Below are 14035 nucleotides of genomic sequence, written 5' to 3'. Positions count from 1 at the left end.
AGGGCTTGACCAACCAGCCGAGGAAGCGGGCAAGGCAGGTAAGGGTCATACGGGAGCAAGCTTGCTTGTGGACGTATGAGCATTAGCTGACTTGAACATTTGCGAAGCAAATGACATCGAACGACGGAGTCGTGAGATGACCCCTGCTGGAGTAGCCTAAAAGAACAGGCGATGCAGCGCAAGCTGCGAGCCCGTGAAAAAAGGCAAATCGGCACGCAGGTTAAAAATTGATTCAACAAAAATGATTAACCATCAACAAACACATGTATGTAGTTTTCAAGCTACAAAGGAAAGAGTAAAACGGGAGAGAAATCAACACACAGATTTCTCTCCCGTTTTTGTCACATGCATACCGTCACATACAAAAAAGTTTTCCCACACCCCTCATTTACATTCATCTCTCCATATGCTACAATGGGTAAGACCAAAGAAGCCTGAACATTAACCATTGAACTCGATTTAGGCATAAGGAGGAGAGACAATGGGATTTTCCGGATTATTTACAAAATCAAAAAAAATATGGTCTTCTGAAAGCCTACATTGTAGCAATCCTGGCAAGGGGTGCGTTCCATGCGCTCGGCGGATATCTATACTGGATGGATTATATGCCGGATAATTTTCCGAAGTCTCTGACAGCATTATATCCGATCATTTACAATTACAGCTATATTCTTCTGGAAGGAGTACTCACAATTGCAGTGATTTCCATACCAGCAGTATCCAGTGCACTTGGAAGAATGAGGGTAATGGCTACCGGGGGTAACCGTCAGCCGGCAGTAGAGAAATAATTTACATATAATAGGACATAATAAAAAGATCGCGGACCTATCTTTATAAGAGATACATGATAAAGATAAATCAGCGGTCTTTTTTATGTTTATTTATCGGTAACAGTTTTTGCATGCAGTATAGCCACGCTGTTTTGCCTGACTAAGAGTAACCTTATGCGCTCGATTTGGATTCATATTTCCACAGTTTGGAATTCGATGATATTTTTTTCCTGTAGCTGGAATCCACACGGAAGACTGAACCTGAGGCCTGGAAGCGACTTTCTTTTTTACAGTAATCTGACAGCGTAATGTATAGTTCCCGGTTTTGGCAAAAATGATGGTCTTTCCGACACCCCTGGCAGTGACTTTACCTTTGGAATCTACGGTCACAATACGTTTATTCTGACTAATCCATTTAACTTTGCCAGAAGTTCCATTTACCTTTAAGAGTACAGACTTTCCTGTATAAATGGTAAGTTTTGAATTACTGAGAGATGGTTTCCTGACAGTGGCGGCAGAAACGGTAGTTGTTCCCATAGCCGGGATGACAGCAGGTGAAGTTAAAGACAGAGACAATACTAAGATAAGTAATAATTGTTTCAGCTTTTTCATTTGTAAATCTCCTTCCACAGACAAATTTTATAACTTTATTATAATCGAAGTTTTTGAAAAAACAATAAACTTCATATAATTCGAAAAAAATCGACATTATTAGTAACATAAAAGTTAAATAAAACAAACCAAAAACACAAAGAGTACTTTTCTATAAATGAAAGTTGTGCTATGATAAATCAGGCAGAAATTGATCTGCAGGAATATAACAGGCAGATGTTATGCAGCTGAATAGAAAGCACTTCATGTCCTGTGTAAAATACAAAAGAAAAAGCAGAGAGTCAGACTGCAAAAGGAGAGAAAAGAAATGGCAAAGAAAATCGAAAGAAACGATCCGTGCTGGTGCGGAAGCGGAAAGAAATATAAAAAATGCCATGAAGCATTTGATGAAAAAATGGAACTTATGAAAAAGAAAGGATATGCAGTTCTTGACCATGATCTGATTAAAACACCTGCACAGATTGAAAAGATCAAAGAGAGCTGTAAGATCAATATCGCAGTTCTTGATTATGTTGCAGAGCATATCGGACCGGGTGTGACCACACAGCAGATTGATGACTGGGTACATGAAGAAACGGTACGTCATGGTGGAATTCCGGCACCACTTAATTATGAAGGTTTTCCAAAGAGCGTATGCACATCGATCAACGAGGTAGTATGCCATGGAATCCCGGATGAAGAGATCGTTTTAAAAGAAGGAGATATTGTCAATGTAGATGTATCTACCATCTATCAGGGATATTTTTCTGATTCCTCCCGTATGTTCTGTATCGGAGAGGTAAGCCCGGAGAAGGAAAAACTTGTCCGTGTGACAAAAGAATGTGTAGAGCTTGGCCTTGAGCAGGTAAAACCATGGACACCGATCGGAAATATGGGAAGTGCTGTGCACAAGCACGCAGTGGAGAATGGATACACAGTTGTCAGAGAAATAGGCGGACATGGGGTAGGTCTTGAGTTTCACGAAGATCCGTGGGTAAGTTACACTTCCAAAGAAGATACAGGTGTACTCATGGTACCGGGAATGATCTTTACCATTGAACCAATGGTTAATATGGGATCTGACGAAATTTATACAGATGAGATTGACGACTGGACAGTGCGGACAGAAGATGGCCTGCCGTCTGCGCAATGGGAGATCATGGTGCTTGTCACAGAGACAGGACATGAGGTACTTTGCTGGTAAACAAACTCGAAAATTCAGGAAAAAAGTTCTTGCAATAGAATATTATCTAGTGTATAATCACTTATGTTGTGAAAAAAGATGGTCCTCTGTTACCACATGCGTATTAAGAACATCCAGTATAATTAAGGAGAGAAAGACATGAACGAAATTATTAAGAACATTGAGTCCGCTCAGCTGAAAGCTGAAGTACCGCAGTTCCGCGTAGGAGACACAGTAAGAGTACACGCACTGATCAAAGAGGGAACACGTGAGCGTGTTCAGATCTTCGAGGGTACAGTACTTAAGAGACAGGGTGGAAGTACAAGAGAGACTTTCACAGTAAGAAAGAGCTCCAACGGTGTAGGTGTTGAGAAAACATGGCCGCTTCATTCCCCACACGTAGTTAAGGTTGAAGTTATCCGTCATGGTAAAGTACGCCGTGCGAAACTGAACTACCTGAGAGATCGCGTAGGTAAAGCAGCTAAGGTTAAAGAGCTTGTAAAATAATTTCATAAGTAAAGAGGCAGGGACAATAACATTTGCTATTGTCCCTCTTTTTACATCAAGAGGTATGCAAAATAATGATGCATACAGGGGATAGAATATGGGATTAAATAAGAAGAGAAAAATTGAAGATCTGAAAGAAAGCCGAGCTGTTTCCGAAGCAAGGGAAAGACTTCGGGATGACCGCACAAGAGGGATCGTCAAGTGGGTATTTGAGATTATCGTAACGCTGGTATTTGCTGTGCTGGTTGCGATTTCTGCATTTCAGACTGTGACATTGCAGGAGAGTGCTATGGAACCTACGTATTCGGTAGGCCAGAAATTCTTTGTAAACAGAGCATTGTATAAGATAAAATCTCCGAAACGTGGGGATGTAATTGTTTTTAAAACAAGTGCCAGTGATGATGCGGCTTTGCATATCCGACGTGTGATCGGCCTTCCAGGCGAAACAGTTCAGATAAAAGAAGGCCAGATCTACATTAATGGAAATGTTTACGAAGAGAATGGTGCTTATCAGGAAATCGCAGATGGCGGACTTGCAGACAGTGCTATCACACTGGAAAGTGGAGAGTATTTTGTTCTGGGAGATAATCGGAATAACAGCGAGGACAGCCGTTTCAGCGATATTGGAAATATCAGCAAGAAATATATTGTAGGGAAGATATGGTTTACAGTTTCTCCCAAAAGTAAAATAGGTTTTATCAGATAAAAAATGAGGTGAATTATGAACGTACAGTGGTATCCAGGCCATATGACGAAGGCGAAACGCCAGATGCAGGAAGATATCAAGCTGATCGATCTGATCATTGAACTTGTAGATGCAAGAGTTCCGCTTTCTAGCCGTAATCCGGATATTGATGAACTTGGAAAAAACAAGGCACGTATGATCCTTCTCAACAAGGCAGACCTTGCCGATGAGAGACAGAACCGTGCCTGGATGGAATATTTTAAAGAAAAAGGAATCTATGCAGTAAGTATTGATTCCCGTAATAAGGGCTCCATGAAGGCTGTTTCTGCGGCAATCACGGAAGCCTGTAAGGAAAAGACAGAGAGAGACCGGAGACGAGGAATCAAAAACCGTCCGGTACGCGCCATGGTAGCAGGAATCCCGAATGTTGGAAAATCAACATTTATCAATACCTTTGCAGGAAAAGCCTGCGCCAAGACCGGCAATAAACCGGGAGTTACAAAAGGCAAACAGTGGATTCGCCTGAATAAAAGTGTAGAACTTCTGGATACACCAGGAATTCTCTGGCCAAAGTTTGAAGATCAGGAAGTGGGAATGCGTCTTGCCTATATCGGTTCTATCAAAGATGACATTTTGAATATCGAAGAACTTGCTCTTGGTCTCATCGGATATCTGCAGGAGTTTTACCCGGCAGCACTGAGAGAGAGATATAACGTAGAAGAAGGGCAGAAACCTCTGGATATCCTCACTGCAGTTGCAAAGGCAAGAGGCTGCCTGAAAAAGGGTGAAGAGCTTGATTATGAGAAGGCATCCCGTCTTTTACTGGAAGAATTCCGTTCCGGAAAACTTGGAAAGGTGACATTGGAATTTCCGAAAGAAACAGAGGAAGCATAATGGAAACAATGAAAGATATCAAGGCGCAGTTTGCGTCAGCGAAGGAGGGCGAATACAACGCCCTTTTTCAGCATTATGAAAACGATGAGAGAAGCGGTGTACAGAAGCTGATTCAGCAGTACCGCAAAAAACTCCAGGCATTGGAAAATGAGCGTGCGCGCACAGAGATCATGAAGGAATATGAACATAAGTATGAACACTTAGGATATCTCTGCGGGATCGATGAGGTGGGAAGAGGCCCCCTTGCCGGCCCGGTAGTAGCCTGTGCGGTGATCCTTCCGAAAGACTGCGATATTTTATGGCTCAATGATTCCAAGAAGCTTACAGCAAAAAAGAGAGAAGAGCTCTACGATGTGATCCTGGAAGGGGCAGTTGCTGTTGGAATCGGAATGGCAAGTCCGGAGATAATTGATGAGATCAATATCCTGCAGGCAACATATGAGGCAATGCGTCAGGCGGTAAGTAAACTTTCTGTGCAGCCGCAGCTGCTTTTAAACGATGCGGTTACCATACCGGGGATCCAGATTCCGCAGGTACCCATTATCAAAGGTGACGCAAAAAGTGTCTCTATTGCAGCGGCAAGCATTGTGGCGAAAGTGACCAGAGATCGGATGATGGAAGAATATGATAAGGTTCTTCCGGAGTATGGGTTTGCCTCCAACAAAGGTTACGGATCTGCGGCACATATTGAAGCATTGAAGAAATACGGGCCAAGTCCGATACACAGAAAAACGTTTATCACACATTTTGTATAAAAAATAAGATACGAAAGATACCGACATCAAAAACAGAAAGGTTTTGTTTTTCTGAAAGAAAATAGAAGACAGAAGGGCAGCTATTATGAGGGAATTGCTGCAGCATTCCTGGAAGAAAAGGGATTGCAGATCAAGGAAAGAAATTTCCGCTGCCGAAGTGGTGAGATCGATCTCATTGGACGGGATGGAAGATATCTGGTATTTATTGAAGTGAAATACAGAAAGAATGGAAAAAGTGGAAGTTCTTTTTCGGCGGTAGGGAGAGAAAAACAACGGATCATCAGCAGAGTGGCAATGTTTTACCTGATTGCACATGGATACCGGGAGTTGCCTCCCTGCCGTTTTGACGTGGTGGGTATTGACGGGGAAGAGATCCACTGGATAAAAAATGCTTTTGATTTTTGCAGATGAAAGGGCTGGTTACATAAGATGGAAATAAAATGGTATAAAGATAAGCAGTTAATGAATGTAAATCAGAAAAGCGGAGTTACGTGGCTGACGTATCCTGCTTTTGAGAAAATTCCCGGGATCGTACATGGTTTCAGTACCCGTCTGGGCGGAGTGAGTCAGGGGATTTATGAATCCATGAATTTAAGCTTTACAAGAGGAGATAACGAGGATGCAGTGCGGGAAAATTACCGCAGACTTTCGGATGCTATGGGATTTTCCATGGAAGATATCGTAACTTCTGATCAGACACATACCACCAACGTACGTGTGGTCACGGAAGAAGATAGGGGAAACGGAATCACGAAACCGAGACCTTATACAGATGTGGATGGAATGATCACCAATGTTCCTGGACTGGTTCTGGCGACCTTTTATGCGGACTGTGTACCACTTTTCTTTGTGGATCCGGTACATAAAGCGATAGGACTCTCACATTCCGGATGGAGAGGTACGGTAGGAAAGATCGGTAAAGTGACAGTGGAAAAAATGGCTGAGGAATTTCAGACAGACCCTTCAGAACTTTACGCAGCCATCGGTCCGTCTATCTGTCAGAACTGTTATGAAGTCAGTGAAGATGTGATCGATCAGTTTAAAGAAGCATTTGAAGAAAAATACTGGGATGTACTTTTTTATGAGAAACCAGATGGAAAATATCAGCTGAATCTCTGGGAGGCAAACCGAAGAATCTTTCTGGATGCAGGCATAAAAGAAGAGCGGATTTCCATGCCGGGCATCTGCACCTGCTGTAATCCGCTCTTTCTTTATTCGCACAGGGCTTCTCACGGGAAACGTGGAAACCTGGGAGCATTTCTTACTGTTCGTTGACTTTTTTCATGAGATCCATGATCTTTTCGTTGCTGGAACGAACCTTCTCGACAGATACATCATGGTTGATGATATCGATGATACTTGCAAGATATTTGCTCATATTTGCTTCGATATAGTATGGACGGTCGAGAAGTTCCGGAATACGGTAGTTAAGGTTGGTTGTGATGACTCTGTCCAGCCAGCCTTTTTCGTAATATTCGTCAAATTTAGCTACGCCGTCTGTAAACAGACCGTAGGTTGTGCAGACGAATACACGTCCGGCTTTACGCTCTTTCAGCTGACGGGCAACATCCAGCATACTCTCTCCGGAAGAGATCATATCGTCGATGATGACAACATCTTTACCTTCTACGGAATCTCCAAGGAATTCATGAGCAACGATCGGGTTCTTGCCATTGACAACAGTGGAGTAATCACGGCGTTTGTAGAACATACCCATATCAACTCCAAGGATATTGGAGAAATATACAGCACGTGACATAGCGCCTTCATCCGGGCTGATGATCATGAGGTGATCATTGTCGAGTTTGAAATCCGGGACATTTTTGACCAGTGCTTTCAGGAACTGGTATGTCGGGAAAAAGTTATCAAAGCCTTTCAGCGGAATAGAGTTCTGCACACGTGGATCATGAGCATCAAAAGTAATGATGTTGGAAACACCCATTGCGCTTAACTCGCGAAGTGCAAGTGCACAGTCGAGAGATTCTCTCTTGGTACGTCTGTGCTGACGTCCCTCGTAAAGGAATGGCATAATAACGTTGATACGGTGTGCTTTACCGGTGGCTGCGGAGATAATTCTCTTCAGATCCTGGTAATGGTCGTCCGGAGACATGTGGTTCTCGTGGCCGCATACGCTGTAAGTAAGGCTGTAATTGGTCACATCTACCATAATGTAAAGGTCTGTACCACGAACGGATTCTTTGATGTAACCTTTACCTTCACCGGTTCCGAAACGCGGGCATTCGCAGTCTACAAGGAAAGATTTCTCTGCATAGCCCTGTGGGATAATGGTGGATTTCTTGGCTGCTACAAGTTCTTTACGGAATTTAACCAGCTTTTTGTCAACCTCCTCGGCCAGTTCGCGGCATCCGGCAAGTGCGGCGATTCGGATCGGGGCAACAGGCATAGACTTTTCCAGCAATTCTATGTTTGGCATAATATTCCTCCTAAGTGTATGTCATTAAAAATTCTCAGTCTATTTATAACATCAGACCCACGTGTCAGTCAAGGTGTTTTCTCAAAGTGTTGATTTTTAAGAGCAAAGTTGTTATTATATACGGGATAGAAAAGGGAGATAATGATGAAATTAAGAAAGCATATGATTTCCAGGGTGCTGCCCGACAGTATTGCCGAGGAGCTGCGGCTGGAACCGGGGGACAGACTTGTGTCTGTAAACGGTCAGCCTGTGGAGGATGTCTTCGATTACCGGTATCTCATGAATGAAGAGCTTGTGGTGCTTCTGGTAGAGAAGCCAGATGGCGAAGAGTGGGAGCTGGAGGTAGAGAAGGAATATGAGGAAGACCTTGGAATAGAATTTGAGAACGGGGGACTGATGGATGACTATCGTTCCTGTTCAAATAAGTGCATGTTCTGTTTTATTGATCAGATGCCGCCGGATATGCGTGAGACGCTGTATTTTAAGGATGACGATTCCAGGCTTTCCTTTCTTCAGGGAAATTATGTGACGCTTACCAATATGAGCGAGAAGGATATTGAGCGAGTGATCCGCTATCATCTGGAACCGATCAATATTTCATTCCAGGCAATGAATCCGGAGCTCCGGTGCAAAATGCTGCATAACCGCTTTGCGGGAAAGGCCCTAGAGAAGGTGGATATGCTGTATAACGCAGGGATCACCATGAACGGACAGATCGTACTGTGCAAAGGTGTTAATGACGGGGATGAGCTGGAATACAGCCTTGAGAAACTTTCCGCCTATGCTCCGGTTCTTCAGAGTGTTTCTGTTGTGCCGGTAGGACTTACCAAATACAGAAAAGGTCTCTATCCTCTGGAGCCTTTTAATAAAGAAGATGCAGAAAAAGTTCTGAATCAGATTGAACGCTGGCAGAAGATTATGATGGAGAAGTACGGGATTCATTTTATCCATGCTTCGGATGAGTGGTATATTCTGTCTGACAGGGAGCTTCCCTGTGAAGAGGAATACGACGGATATCTGCAGCTTGAAAATGGCGTGGGCATGTTAAGACTTCTGGAAACCGAAGTAAAGGAAACACTTAAGAAACTTACCGGTGACGACCGTAAAGTGACAGGAAGGATCGCCACAGGAAAACTGGCGGCGCCTTTTATTGCCCGCTATATAGAAGAAATCAAGAAAAAATTTCCCAATGTGCAGATTCCGGTCACGACCATCGAGAATCGCTTTTTCGGTGAAAAGATCACGGTGTCCGGACTGATCACAGGGCAGGATCTGAAAGAACAGCTTTCCGACCTTGACCTGGGAGAAAAGCTTCTGATCCCATGCAGCATGCTGAAAGGTGATGAAGAGATTTTTCTGGATGATATGACACTTAAAGAACTTTCTGAGGCACTGAAAACAGAAATTGTAATTGTAGACACAGGAGGACGTGATCTGGTAGAGGCTGTGATCAATCCTCCGAAACATAAACCAACAAGAAGGAGACAAATTTATGAGCAAACCAGTAGTAGCGATAGTGGGAAGGCCTAATGTAGGCAAATCCACTCTGTTTAACGCTCTGGCAGGTGATAATATTTCCATAGTAAAGGATACACCAGGAGTAACCCGTGACAGAATTTATGCAGATGTCACATGGCTTGACCGGACATTTACCCTGATCGATACAGGCGGAATTGAGCCGGACAGCAGCGACATTATTCTTTCCAGAATGAGAGAGCAGGCACAGATCGCCATTGATACGGCAGATGTGATCATTTTTATTACAGATGTCCGCCAGGGGCTTGTGGATTCTGACGCCAAGGTGGCAGATATGCTCCGCCGCAGTGGCAAGCCGGTACGCCTTGTAGTCAACAAAGTGGACAGCCATCAGAAGTACATGATGGATGTATATGAATTTTATAATCTTGGAATCGGAGAACCGATCCCAATTTCCGCAGCCAACAGACAGGGTCTTGGAGATATGCTGGATGAGGTGATCAAAGAGTTCCCAGATAAGAGCGAGGAGGAAGATCAGGACGATATCCCGAAGATCGCCATCGTAGGAAAGCCAAACGTTGGAAAATCTTCTCTGATCAACAAACTTCTTGGTGAGGAGCGTGTGATCGTATCCAACATTGCGGGAACTACACGTGATGCCATTGATACCAAGGTTACCTGGAACAATAAGGATTATGTATTTATTGATACTGCAGGACTTCGCCGTAAAGGAAAAGTAAAAGAAGAGATCGAGCGCTACAGTGTTATCCGTACAGTAACAGCTGTAGAGCGTGCAGATGTGGTCGTAGTTGTGATCGATGCTTCCGAGGGAGTTACCGAGCAGGATGCAAAGATCGCGGGAATCGCCCATGACAGAGGAAAAGGTATCATTGTAGCTGTAAACAAATGGGATGCCATTGAGAAAAATGACAAGACCATCTACAAGCATACAGAGAAGATCCGTCAGATCCTTTCCTTTATGCCATATGCACAGATTATTTTTATCTCTGCAAAAACAGGACAGAGACTTCCAAAACTTTTTGAGAATATTGATACAGTTATTGAGAATCAGACACTTCGTATCCAGACGGGTGTCCTCAATGAGATCCTTTCCGAGGCAGTTGCTCTCCAGCAGCCGCCGTCCGACCGTGGTAGAAGACTGAAGATCTTCTACATGACACAGGTTGCGGTAAAACCGCCCACATTTGTAATTTTTGTCAACGATAAGGAACTGATGCATTTCTCCTATGTAAGATATCTGGAGAACAAGATCAGGGATGCCTTTGGATTCTCCGGAACTTCCCTGAAATTCATCATCCGCGAGCGCGGGGAAAAGGAATAAAAATATGGAACGAATTATTTGTCTTGTTATCGGTTATGTATGCGGGCTTTTTCAAACTGGTTATATTATAGGAAAAGTCCACAAGACAGATATCAGAGAGCATGGTAGCGGGAATGCTGGAACTACGAATGCATTCCGTACCTTTGGAAAAAAAGCAGGAGTGCTTACTTTACTGGGAGACTGCCTGAAGTGCGTACTCGCCATTGTGATCGTGAGAATGGTTTACGGAAATTCCATGAATACGATCCTTCCGCTTCTTACTCTTTATGCGGCGCTGGGATGCATCCTCGGACATAATTTTCCGATTTCCATGGAATTTCGCGGCGGAAAGGGGATTGCAGCTTCTGTGGGCATGATCATTGCTTTTGACTGGCGGATCTTTATTGCCTGTGCAGTTGTCTTTTTTGCATTGTTTTTTACGACGCATTATGTATCGCTTTGCTCTCTTAGTGCATATGCGGTGGCTTTTATTCTGGTCCTTGTTTTTGGACATATGGGAAAATACGGGATGGATCAGCCACATACAATGGAACTTTATATTGTGATGGCAGTTCTTACGGCAATGGCCTTCTACAGGCACAGGGCAAACATTGTAAGGCTGCTTCACGGAACAGAAAATAAGGTGTTTTTAAGCAGTAAGAATAAAAAATAAGAGGTAAGATTTATGGCGAAAATCAGCGTACTGGGTTCAGGAAGCTGGGGTATGGCTCTGGCGCTCCTGCTGTATAATAACGGCCATGAAGTTCTCCTCTGGTCGGCAAGACCGGAGGATGCCCGAAAACTCCGGGAAAAAAGAGAAAATCCTGACCGGCTTCCAGGTGTACAGATTCCGGAAGACATTGAAATTCTGACAGATCTGGAACGGGCGATTAAAAGTGCTGATGTAACAGTGCTGGCAGTGGCTTCTCCGTACATTCGAAGTACGGCTCATAAAATGGCACCATTTATCAGGAAGGGTCAGAAGATTGTCAATGTTGCAAAAGGTATCGAAGAAAAAACACTGAAAACACTCAGTGACGTAATTGAGGAAGAAATTCCTGAGGGAGATGTGGCAGTTCTTTCAGGTCCAAGTCATGCGGAAGAAGTTGGAAAAGGAATTCCTACGACCTGCGTGGTCAGCGCACGTACAAGGGCGACTGCAGAATATCTTCAGAGTATTTTTATGAGTCCTGTATTCCGCGTGTATACAACGCCGGATATTCTGGGAGTAGAACTTGGGGGAGCACTTAAGAATGTGATTGCACTGGCAGCAGGTACCGCTGACGGATTGGGATATGGAGACAATACAAAAGCAGCTCTGATCACCAGGGGAATCACGGAGATTGCAAGGCTTGGAAAGAAAATGGGAGCACAGATGGAAACGTTTTACGGACTTTCCGGAATTGGTGATCTGATCGTAACCTGTGCGAGCGTACACAGCCGTAATCGAAAAGCCGGATATCTGATCGGTCAGGGATGTACAATGGAACAGGCTATGGATAAGGTACAGATGGTTGTGGAAGGTGTTTATTCCGCAAGAGCCGCAAGAGAACTTGCCGAGAAATATGAGGTGGAGATGCCTATCATAACAGAAGTAAACCGAGTACTTTTTGAGGGAAAATCTGCGGCAGAAGCAGTAATGGACCTGATGCTGCGCGACAAAAAGGTGGAAACGCCGATGCTTCCCTTGGGAAAATGTATGAGCCAGAAACATTCGCCCGCTTCAAACATATGAAATTCAGTTAAAAAAATAAAAAAGATATCTGCCAGAAGATTTTTTTAGGATCAGGCAGATATCTTTTTTATGTTATTATGAAAAAACTAAAACTGAATGTCACGGAGATCTTCCGGAACATGAGAAGTATGCAGATTTTCATTAAGCGTATCAATGATTGCCATGTCCTCATCTTCGATATTAAAATCAAAAATATTTCCGTTACTTCGGATACGTTCCGGATTGCTGGATTTTGGAATAACGGAAATCCCCTTCTGAACAGCCCAGCGAAGACCTATCTGTGCAGGAGTTCTTGCGTATTTGGTTCCCAGAACACACATGACATCGTTGTCAAAATAGGCGCCTCTTGCCAGAGGGGCATAAGCCTGTACCTGAATACCAAAAGCTTTACAGTATTCGATCAGTTCGGATGGATAACACAGGGGATGACATTCAATCTGATTTACAGCCGGGATAATTCCGGAAATTTTACGGAGCTCTTCCAGATGCCGGATGTCAAAATTGCTGACGCCGATACTCAAAGCACGCCCGGATTCCAGGATTTTTTCCAGTTCTTTCCAGGTGCTCAGGTAGCAGCCAGGAACTGGCCAGTGAATCAGGTAGAGATCAACATAGCTGAGCTTCAAACGGTCAAGACTGCGGGAAAAAGCACCCTGAACATCACCCAGCCGCTGGGCTGTGTTCCAGATCTTGCTGGTGATAAAAAGATCCTTCCGGGGAACACCACATCTGGCGATGGCACGTCCCACACTTTCTTCGTTTTTGTAAACGGATGCGGTATCGATCATGCGGTAGCCGGCAGAGATTGCAGAAGTGATGGCAGCCTCAGCTTGTACGTCGTCGGGCAACTTATACACACCAAGCCCCAGGAGGGGCATTTCTCTGTCGTTATTCAGAAAAACAGTCTCTCTCAAAATAATTCCTCCTTGTTTGTTCTGTTTCCCATGCTTTTGCCATTATAGCACAAAAATATGAAAGAATCACATCAAATATATTACAAAAGTGATAAAGCTTGGTCCGAATTTTAAAGCGGCTATAGGAAATATTATATGGTTTGAAGAAGCTAACTTCGTTAAAATCGAGACAATCGAGTTAATTAACTGTCAAAGTTTTTGAAAAATCAGGAAAAATGGCGTATAATTTTGGATATTTTTTATAATAATTTTCTTGATAATAGAGACAAAAAGATGTATAATGAATTTAATTGATAAATTCTTGTCATGAGCGTGTCCGCCCTGCGGATACAGGAAAGGGGTATTTATGCATTTAATCAAAGATGAGAATGGCAACCTTGTTCAGCATGGACATGCGGACAGCCACGAACATACACATGAGCACACTCACGAGGATGGAGTGACTCACAGCCATACACACAGCCATGCAGAAGGAGACAGCCACTGCCATACACACGGCGATGGCCACTGCGGTTCCTGCGAGTCCGGTGACTGCAAGAATGAGACTGTAGCACTTCTTACCTATATGCTGCAGCATAATGAGCATCATGCGGCAGAACTTGACCAGATGGCTGACAACCTTAAGAAACTTAACATGGATGCAGCTGCCAAGACAATCAAGGAAGCAGTATCCGATTTCCAGAAGGGTAATATGAGACTAGGACTTGCCCTTACCCTTGTTAAGGAAGAACTGAAATAAACTGACAGAATGATTTTGACAGCAGAGCGGA

15 protein-coding genes and 1 pseudogene are annotated in these 14035 nt (G+C 43.7%); 13 read left to right on the top strand and 3 right to left on the bottom strand.

The window, feature by feature from the left end; translation table 11 throughout:
- Nucleotides 1-509: 509 nt before the first annotated feature.
- Nucleotides 510-788, top strand: a pseudogene (locus GPK81_RS10770) (energy-coupled thiamine transporter ThiT); the annotation flags it as partial.
- Between the two features lie 93 nt (nt 789-881).
- On the opposite strand, the gene GPK81_RS10765 reads toward GPK81_RS10770, so the two are convergent.
- On the bottom strand, nt 882-1382 hold the full coding sequence (locus GPK81_RS10765) for an Ig-like domain-containing protein (protein WP_021975830.1): 501 nt from the start codon (nt 1380-1382) through the stop codon (nt 882-884).
- A 307-nt stretch (nt 1383-1689) separates the two neighbouring features.
- Between GPK81_RS10765 and GPK81_RS10760 the strand changes: the two genes are divergently transcribed.
- From GPK81_RS10760 to pgeF, 7 genes are all read left to right on the top strand, one after another.
- Nucleotides 1690-2565, top strand: a complete 876-nt coding sequence (locus tag GPK81_RS10760) for a methionyl aminopeptidase (protein ID WP_021975831.1) — start codon at nt 1690-1692, stop codon at nt 2563-2565.
- Nucleotides 2566-2703: 138 nt separating this feature from the next.
- Complete coding sequence (rplS, locus tag GPK81_RS10755) at nt 2704-3051, top strand: 50S ribosomal protein L19 (RefSeq protein WP_015525316.1); 348 nt, start codon at nt 2704-2706, stop codon at nt 3049-3051.
- Between the two features lie 97 nt (nt 3052-3148).
- Entirely contained in the window at nt 3149-3757 is a 609-nt protein-coding gene (lepB, locus tag GPK81_RS10750; RefSeq protein ID WP_021975832.1) for a signal peptidase I, read from the top strand.
- Between the two features lie 15 nt (nt 3758-3772).
- Complete coding sequence (gene ylqF / locus GPK81_RS10745; protein WP_215707024.1) at nt 3773-4630, top strand: ribosome biogenesis GTPase YlqF; 858 nt, start codon at nt 3773-3775, stop codon at nt 4628-4630.
- Nucleotides 4630-5385, top strand: coding sequence for a ribonuclease HII (locus GPK81_RS10740; RefSeq protein WP_215707023.1), 756 nt, complete (start codon nt 4630-4632; stop codon nt 5383-5385). Before ylqF ends, GPK81_RS10740 begins: the two co-directional genes overlap by 1 nt.
- A 51-nt stretch (nt 5386-5436) precedes the next feature.
- A complete protein-coding gene (locus GPK81_RS10735) occupies nt 5437-5796 on the top strand; it encodes a YraN family protein (protein ID WP_195567645.1) in 360 nt (119 codons plus the stop codon).
- A gap of 18 nt (nt 5797-5814) precedes the next feature.
- Nucleotides 5815-6660, top strand: a complete 846-nt coding sequence (pgeF, locus tag GPK81_RS10730; RefSeq protein WP_215707022.1) for a peptidoglycan editing factor PgeF — start codon at nt 5815-5817, stop codon at nt 6658-6660.
- Here pgeF and GPK81_RS10725 read toward each other — a convergent pair.
- Nucleotides 6647-7819, bottom strand: a complete 1173-nt coding sequence (locus GPK81_RS10725) for a ribose-phosphate pyrophosphokinase (RefSeq protein ID WP_015525311.1) — start codon at nt 7817-7819, stop codon at nt 6647-6649. The genes pgeF and GPK81_RS10725 overlap by 14 nt on opposite strands.
- A 144-nt stretch (nt 7820-7963) precedes the next feature.
- Between GPK81_RS10725 and GPK81_RS10720 the strand changes: the two genes are divergently transcribed.
- From GPK81_RS10720 to GPK81_RS10705, 4 genes are read left to right on the top strand one after another with little or no spacing between them, the layout of a single operon-like run.
- Nucleotides 7964-9349: a DUF512 domain-containing protein gene (locus GPK81_RS10720; protein ID WP_215707021.1), complete on the top strand. Its 1386-nt coding sequence runs from the start codon at nt 7964-7966 to the stop codon at nt 9347-9349.
- The gene (gene der, locus GPK81_RS10715; RefSeq protein ID WP_021975838.1) at nt 9312-10637 is read left to right on the top strand and encodes a ribosome biogenesis GTPase Der; all 1326 of its coding nucleotides are present in this window, start codon (nt 9312-9314) and stop codon (nt 10635-10637) included. The genes GPK81_RS10720 and der overlap by 38 nt, the downstream gene beginning before the upstream one ends.
- Nucleotides 10638-10641: 4 nt before the next feature.
- Nucleotides 10642-11289: a glycerol-3-phosphate 1-O-acyltransferase PlsY gene (plsY, locus tag GPK81_RS10710; RefSeq protein ID WP_021975839.1), complete on the top strand. Its 648-nt coding sequence runs from the start codon at nt 10642-10644 to the stop codon at nt 11287-11289.
- Between the two features lie 12 nt (nt 11290-11301).
- Nucleotides 11302-12351, top strand: a complete 1050-nt coding sequence (locus GPK81_RS10705) for an NAD(P)H-dependent glycerol-3-phosphate dehydrogenase (RefSeq protein ID WP_215707020.1) — start codon at nt 11302-11304, stop codon at nt 12349-12351.
- An 86-nt stretch (nt 12352-12437) separates the two neighbouring features.
- On the opposite strand, the gene GPK81_RS10700 is transcribed toward GPK81_RS10705, so the two are convergent.
- A complete protein-coding gene (locus GPK81_RS10700; RefSeq protein ID WP_174088004.1) occupies nt 12438-13265 on the bottom strand; it encodes an aldo/keto reductase in 828 nt (275 codons plus the stop codon).
- 346 nt (nt 13266-13611) lie between these two features.
- Here GPK81_RS10700 and GPK81_RS10695 point away from each other — a divergent pair, with 346 nt between their 5' ends.
- The gene (locus GPK81_RS10695) at nt 13612-14004 is read left to right on the top strand and encodes a hypothetical protein (protein ID WP_021975842.1); all 393 of its coding nucleotides are present in this window, start codon (nt 13612-13614) and stop codon (nt 14002-14004) included.
- The last annotated feature ends 31 nt before the right edge of the window (nt 14005-14035 follow it).

The sequence above is a fragment of the Blautia sp. MCC283 genome, assembly GCF_018785565.1.
In the GTDB taxonomy this organism is placed as follows: Bacteria; Bacillota; Clostridia; order Lachnospirales; family Lachnospiraceae; genus Blautia_A.
Note: the sequence above shows the minus strand (reverse complement) of the source record. Positions and strands in the feature narration are given on the sequence as shown.

Excerpts from the sequence above, each read along its gene's own strand:
- GPK81_RS10765 (WP_021975830.1), bottom strand. The coding sequence starts at position 1,382 with ATGAAAAAGCTGAAACAATTATTACTTATCTTAGTATTGTCTCTGTCT.
- GPK81_RS10760 (WP_021975831.1), top strand. The coding sequence starts at position 1,690 with ATGGCAAAGAAAATCGAAAGAAACGATCCGTGCTGGTGCGGAAGCGGA.
- rplS (WP_015525316.1), top strand. The coding sequence starts at position 2,704 with ATGAACGAAATTATTAAGAACATTGAGTCCGCTCAGCTGAAAGCTGAA.
- lepB (WP_021975832.1), top strand. The coding sequence starts at position 3,149 with ATGGGATTAAATAAGAAGAGAAAAATTGAAGATCTGAAAGAAAGCCGA.
- ylqF (WP_215707024.1), top strand. The coding sequence starts at position 3,773 with ATGAACGTACAGTGGTATCCAGGCCATATGACGAAGGCGAAACGCCAG.
- GPK81_RS10740 (WP_215707023.1), top strand. The coding sequence starts at position 4,630 with ATGGAAACAATGAAAGATATCAAGGCGCAGTTTGCGTCAGCGAAGGAG.
- pgeF (WP_215707022.1), top strand. The coding sequence starts at position 5,815 with ATGGAAATAAAATGGTATAAAGATAAGCAGTTAATGAATGTAAATCAG.
- GPK81_RS10725 (WP_015525311.1), bottom strand. The coding sequence starts at position 7,819 with ATGCCAAACATAGAATTGCTGGAAAAGTCTATGCCTGTTGCCCCGATC.
- GPK81_RS10720 (WP_215707021.1), top strand. The coding sequence starts at position 7,964 with ATGAAATTAAGAAAGCATATGATTTCCAGGGTGCTGCCCGACAGTATT.
- der (WP_021975838.1), top strand. The coding sequence starts at position 9,312 with ATGAGCAAACCAGTAGTAGCGATAGTGGGAAGGCCTAATGTAGGCAAA.
- plsY (WP_021975839.1), top strand. The coding sequence starts at position 10,642 with ATGGAACGAATTATTTGTCTTGTTATCGGTTATGTATGCGGGCTTTTT.
- GPK81_RS10705 (WP_215707020.1), top strand. The coding sequence starts at position 11,302 with ATGGCGAAAATCAGCGTACTGGGTTCAGGAAGCTGGGGTATGGCTCTG.
- GPK81_RS10695 (WP_021975842.1), top strand. The coding sequence starts at position 13,612 with ATGCATTTAATCAAAGATGAGAATGGCAACCTTGTTCAGCATGGACAT.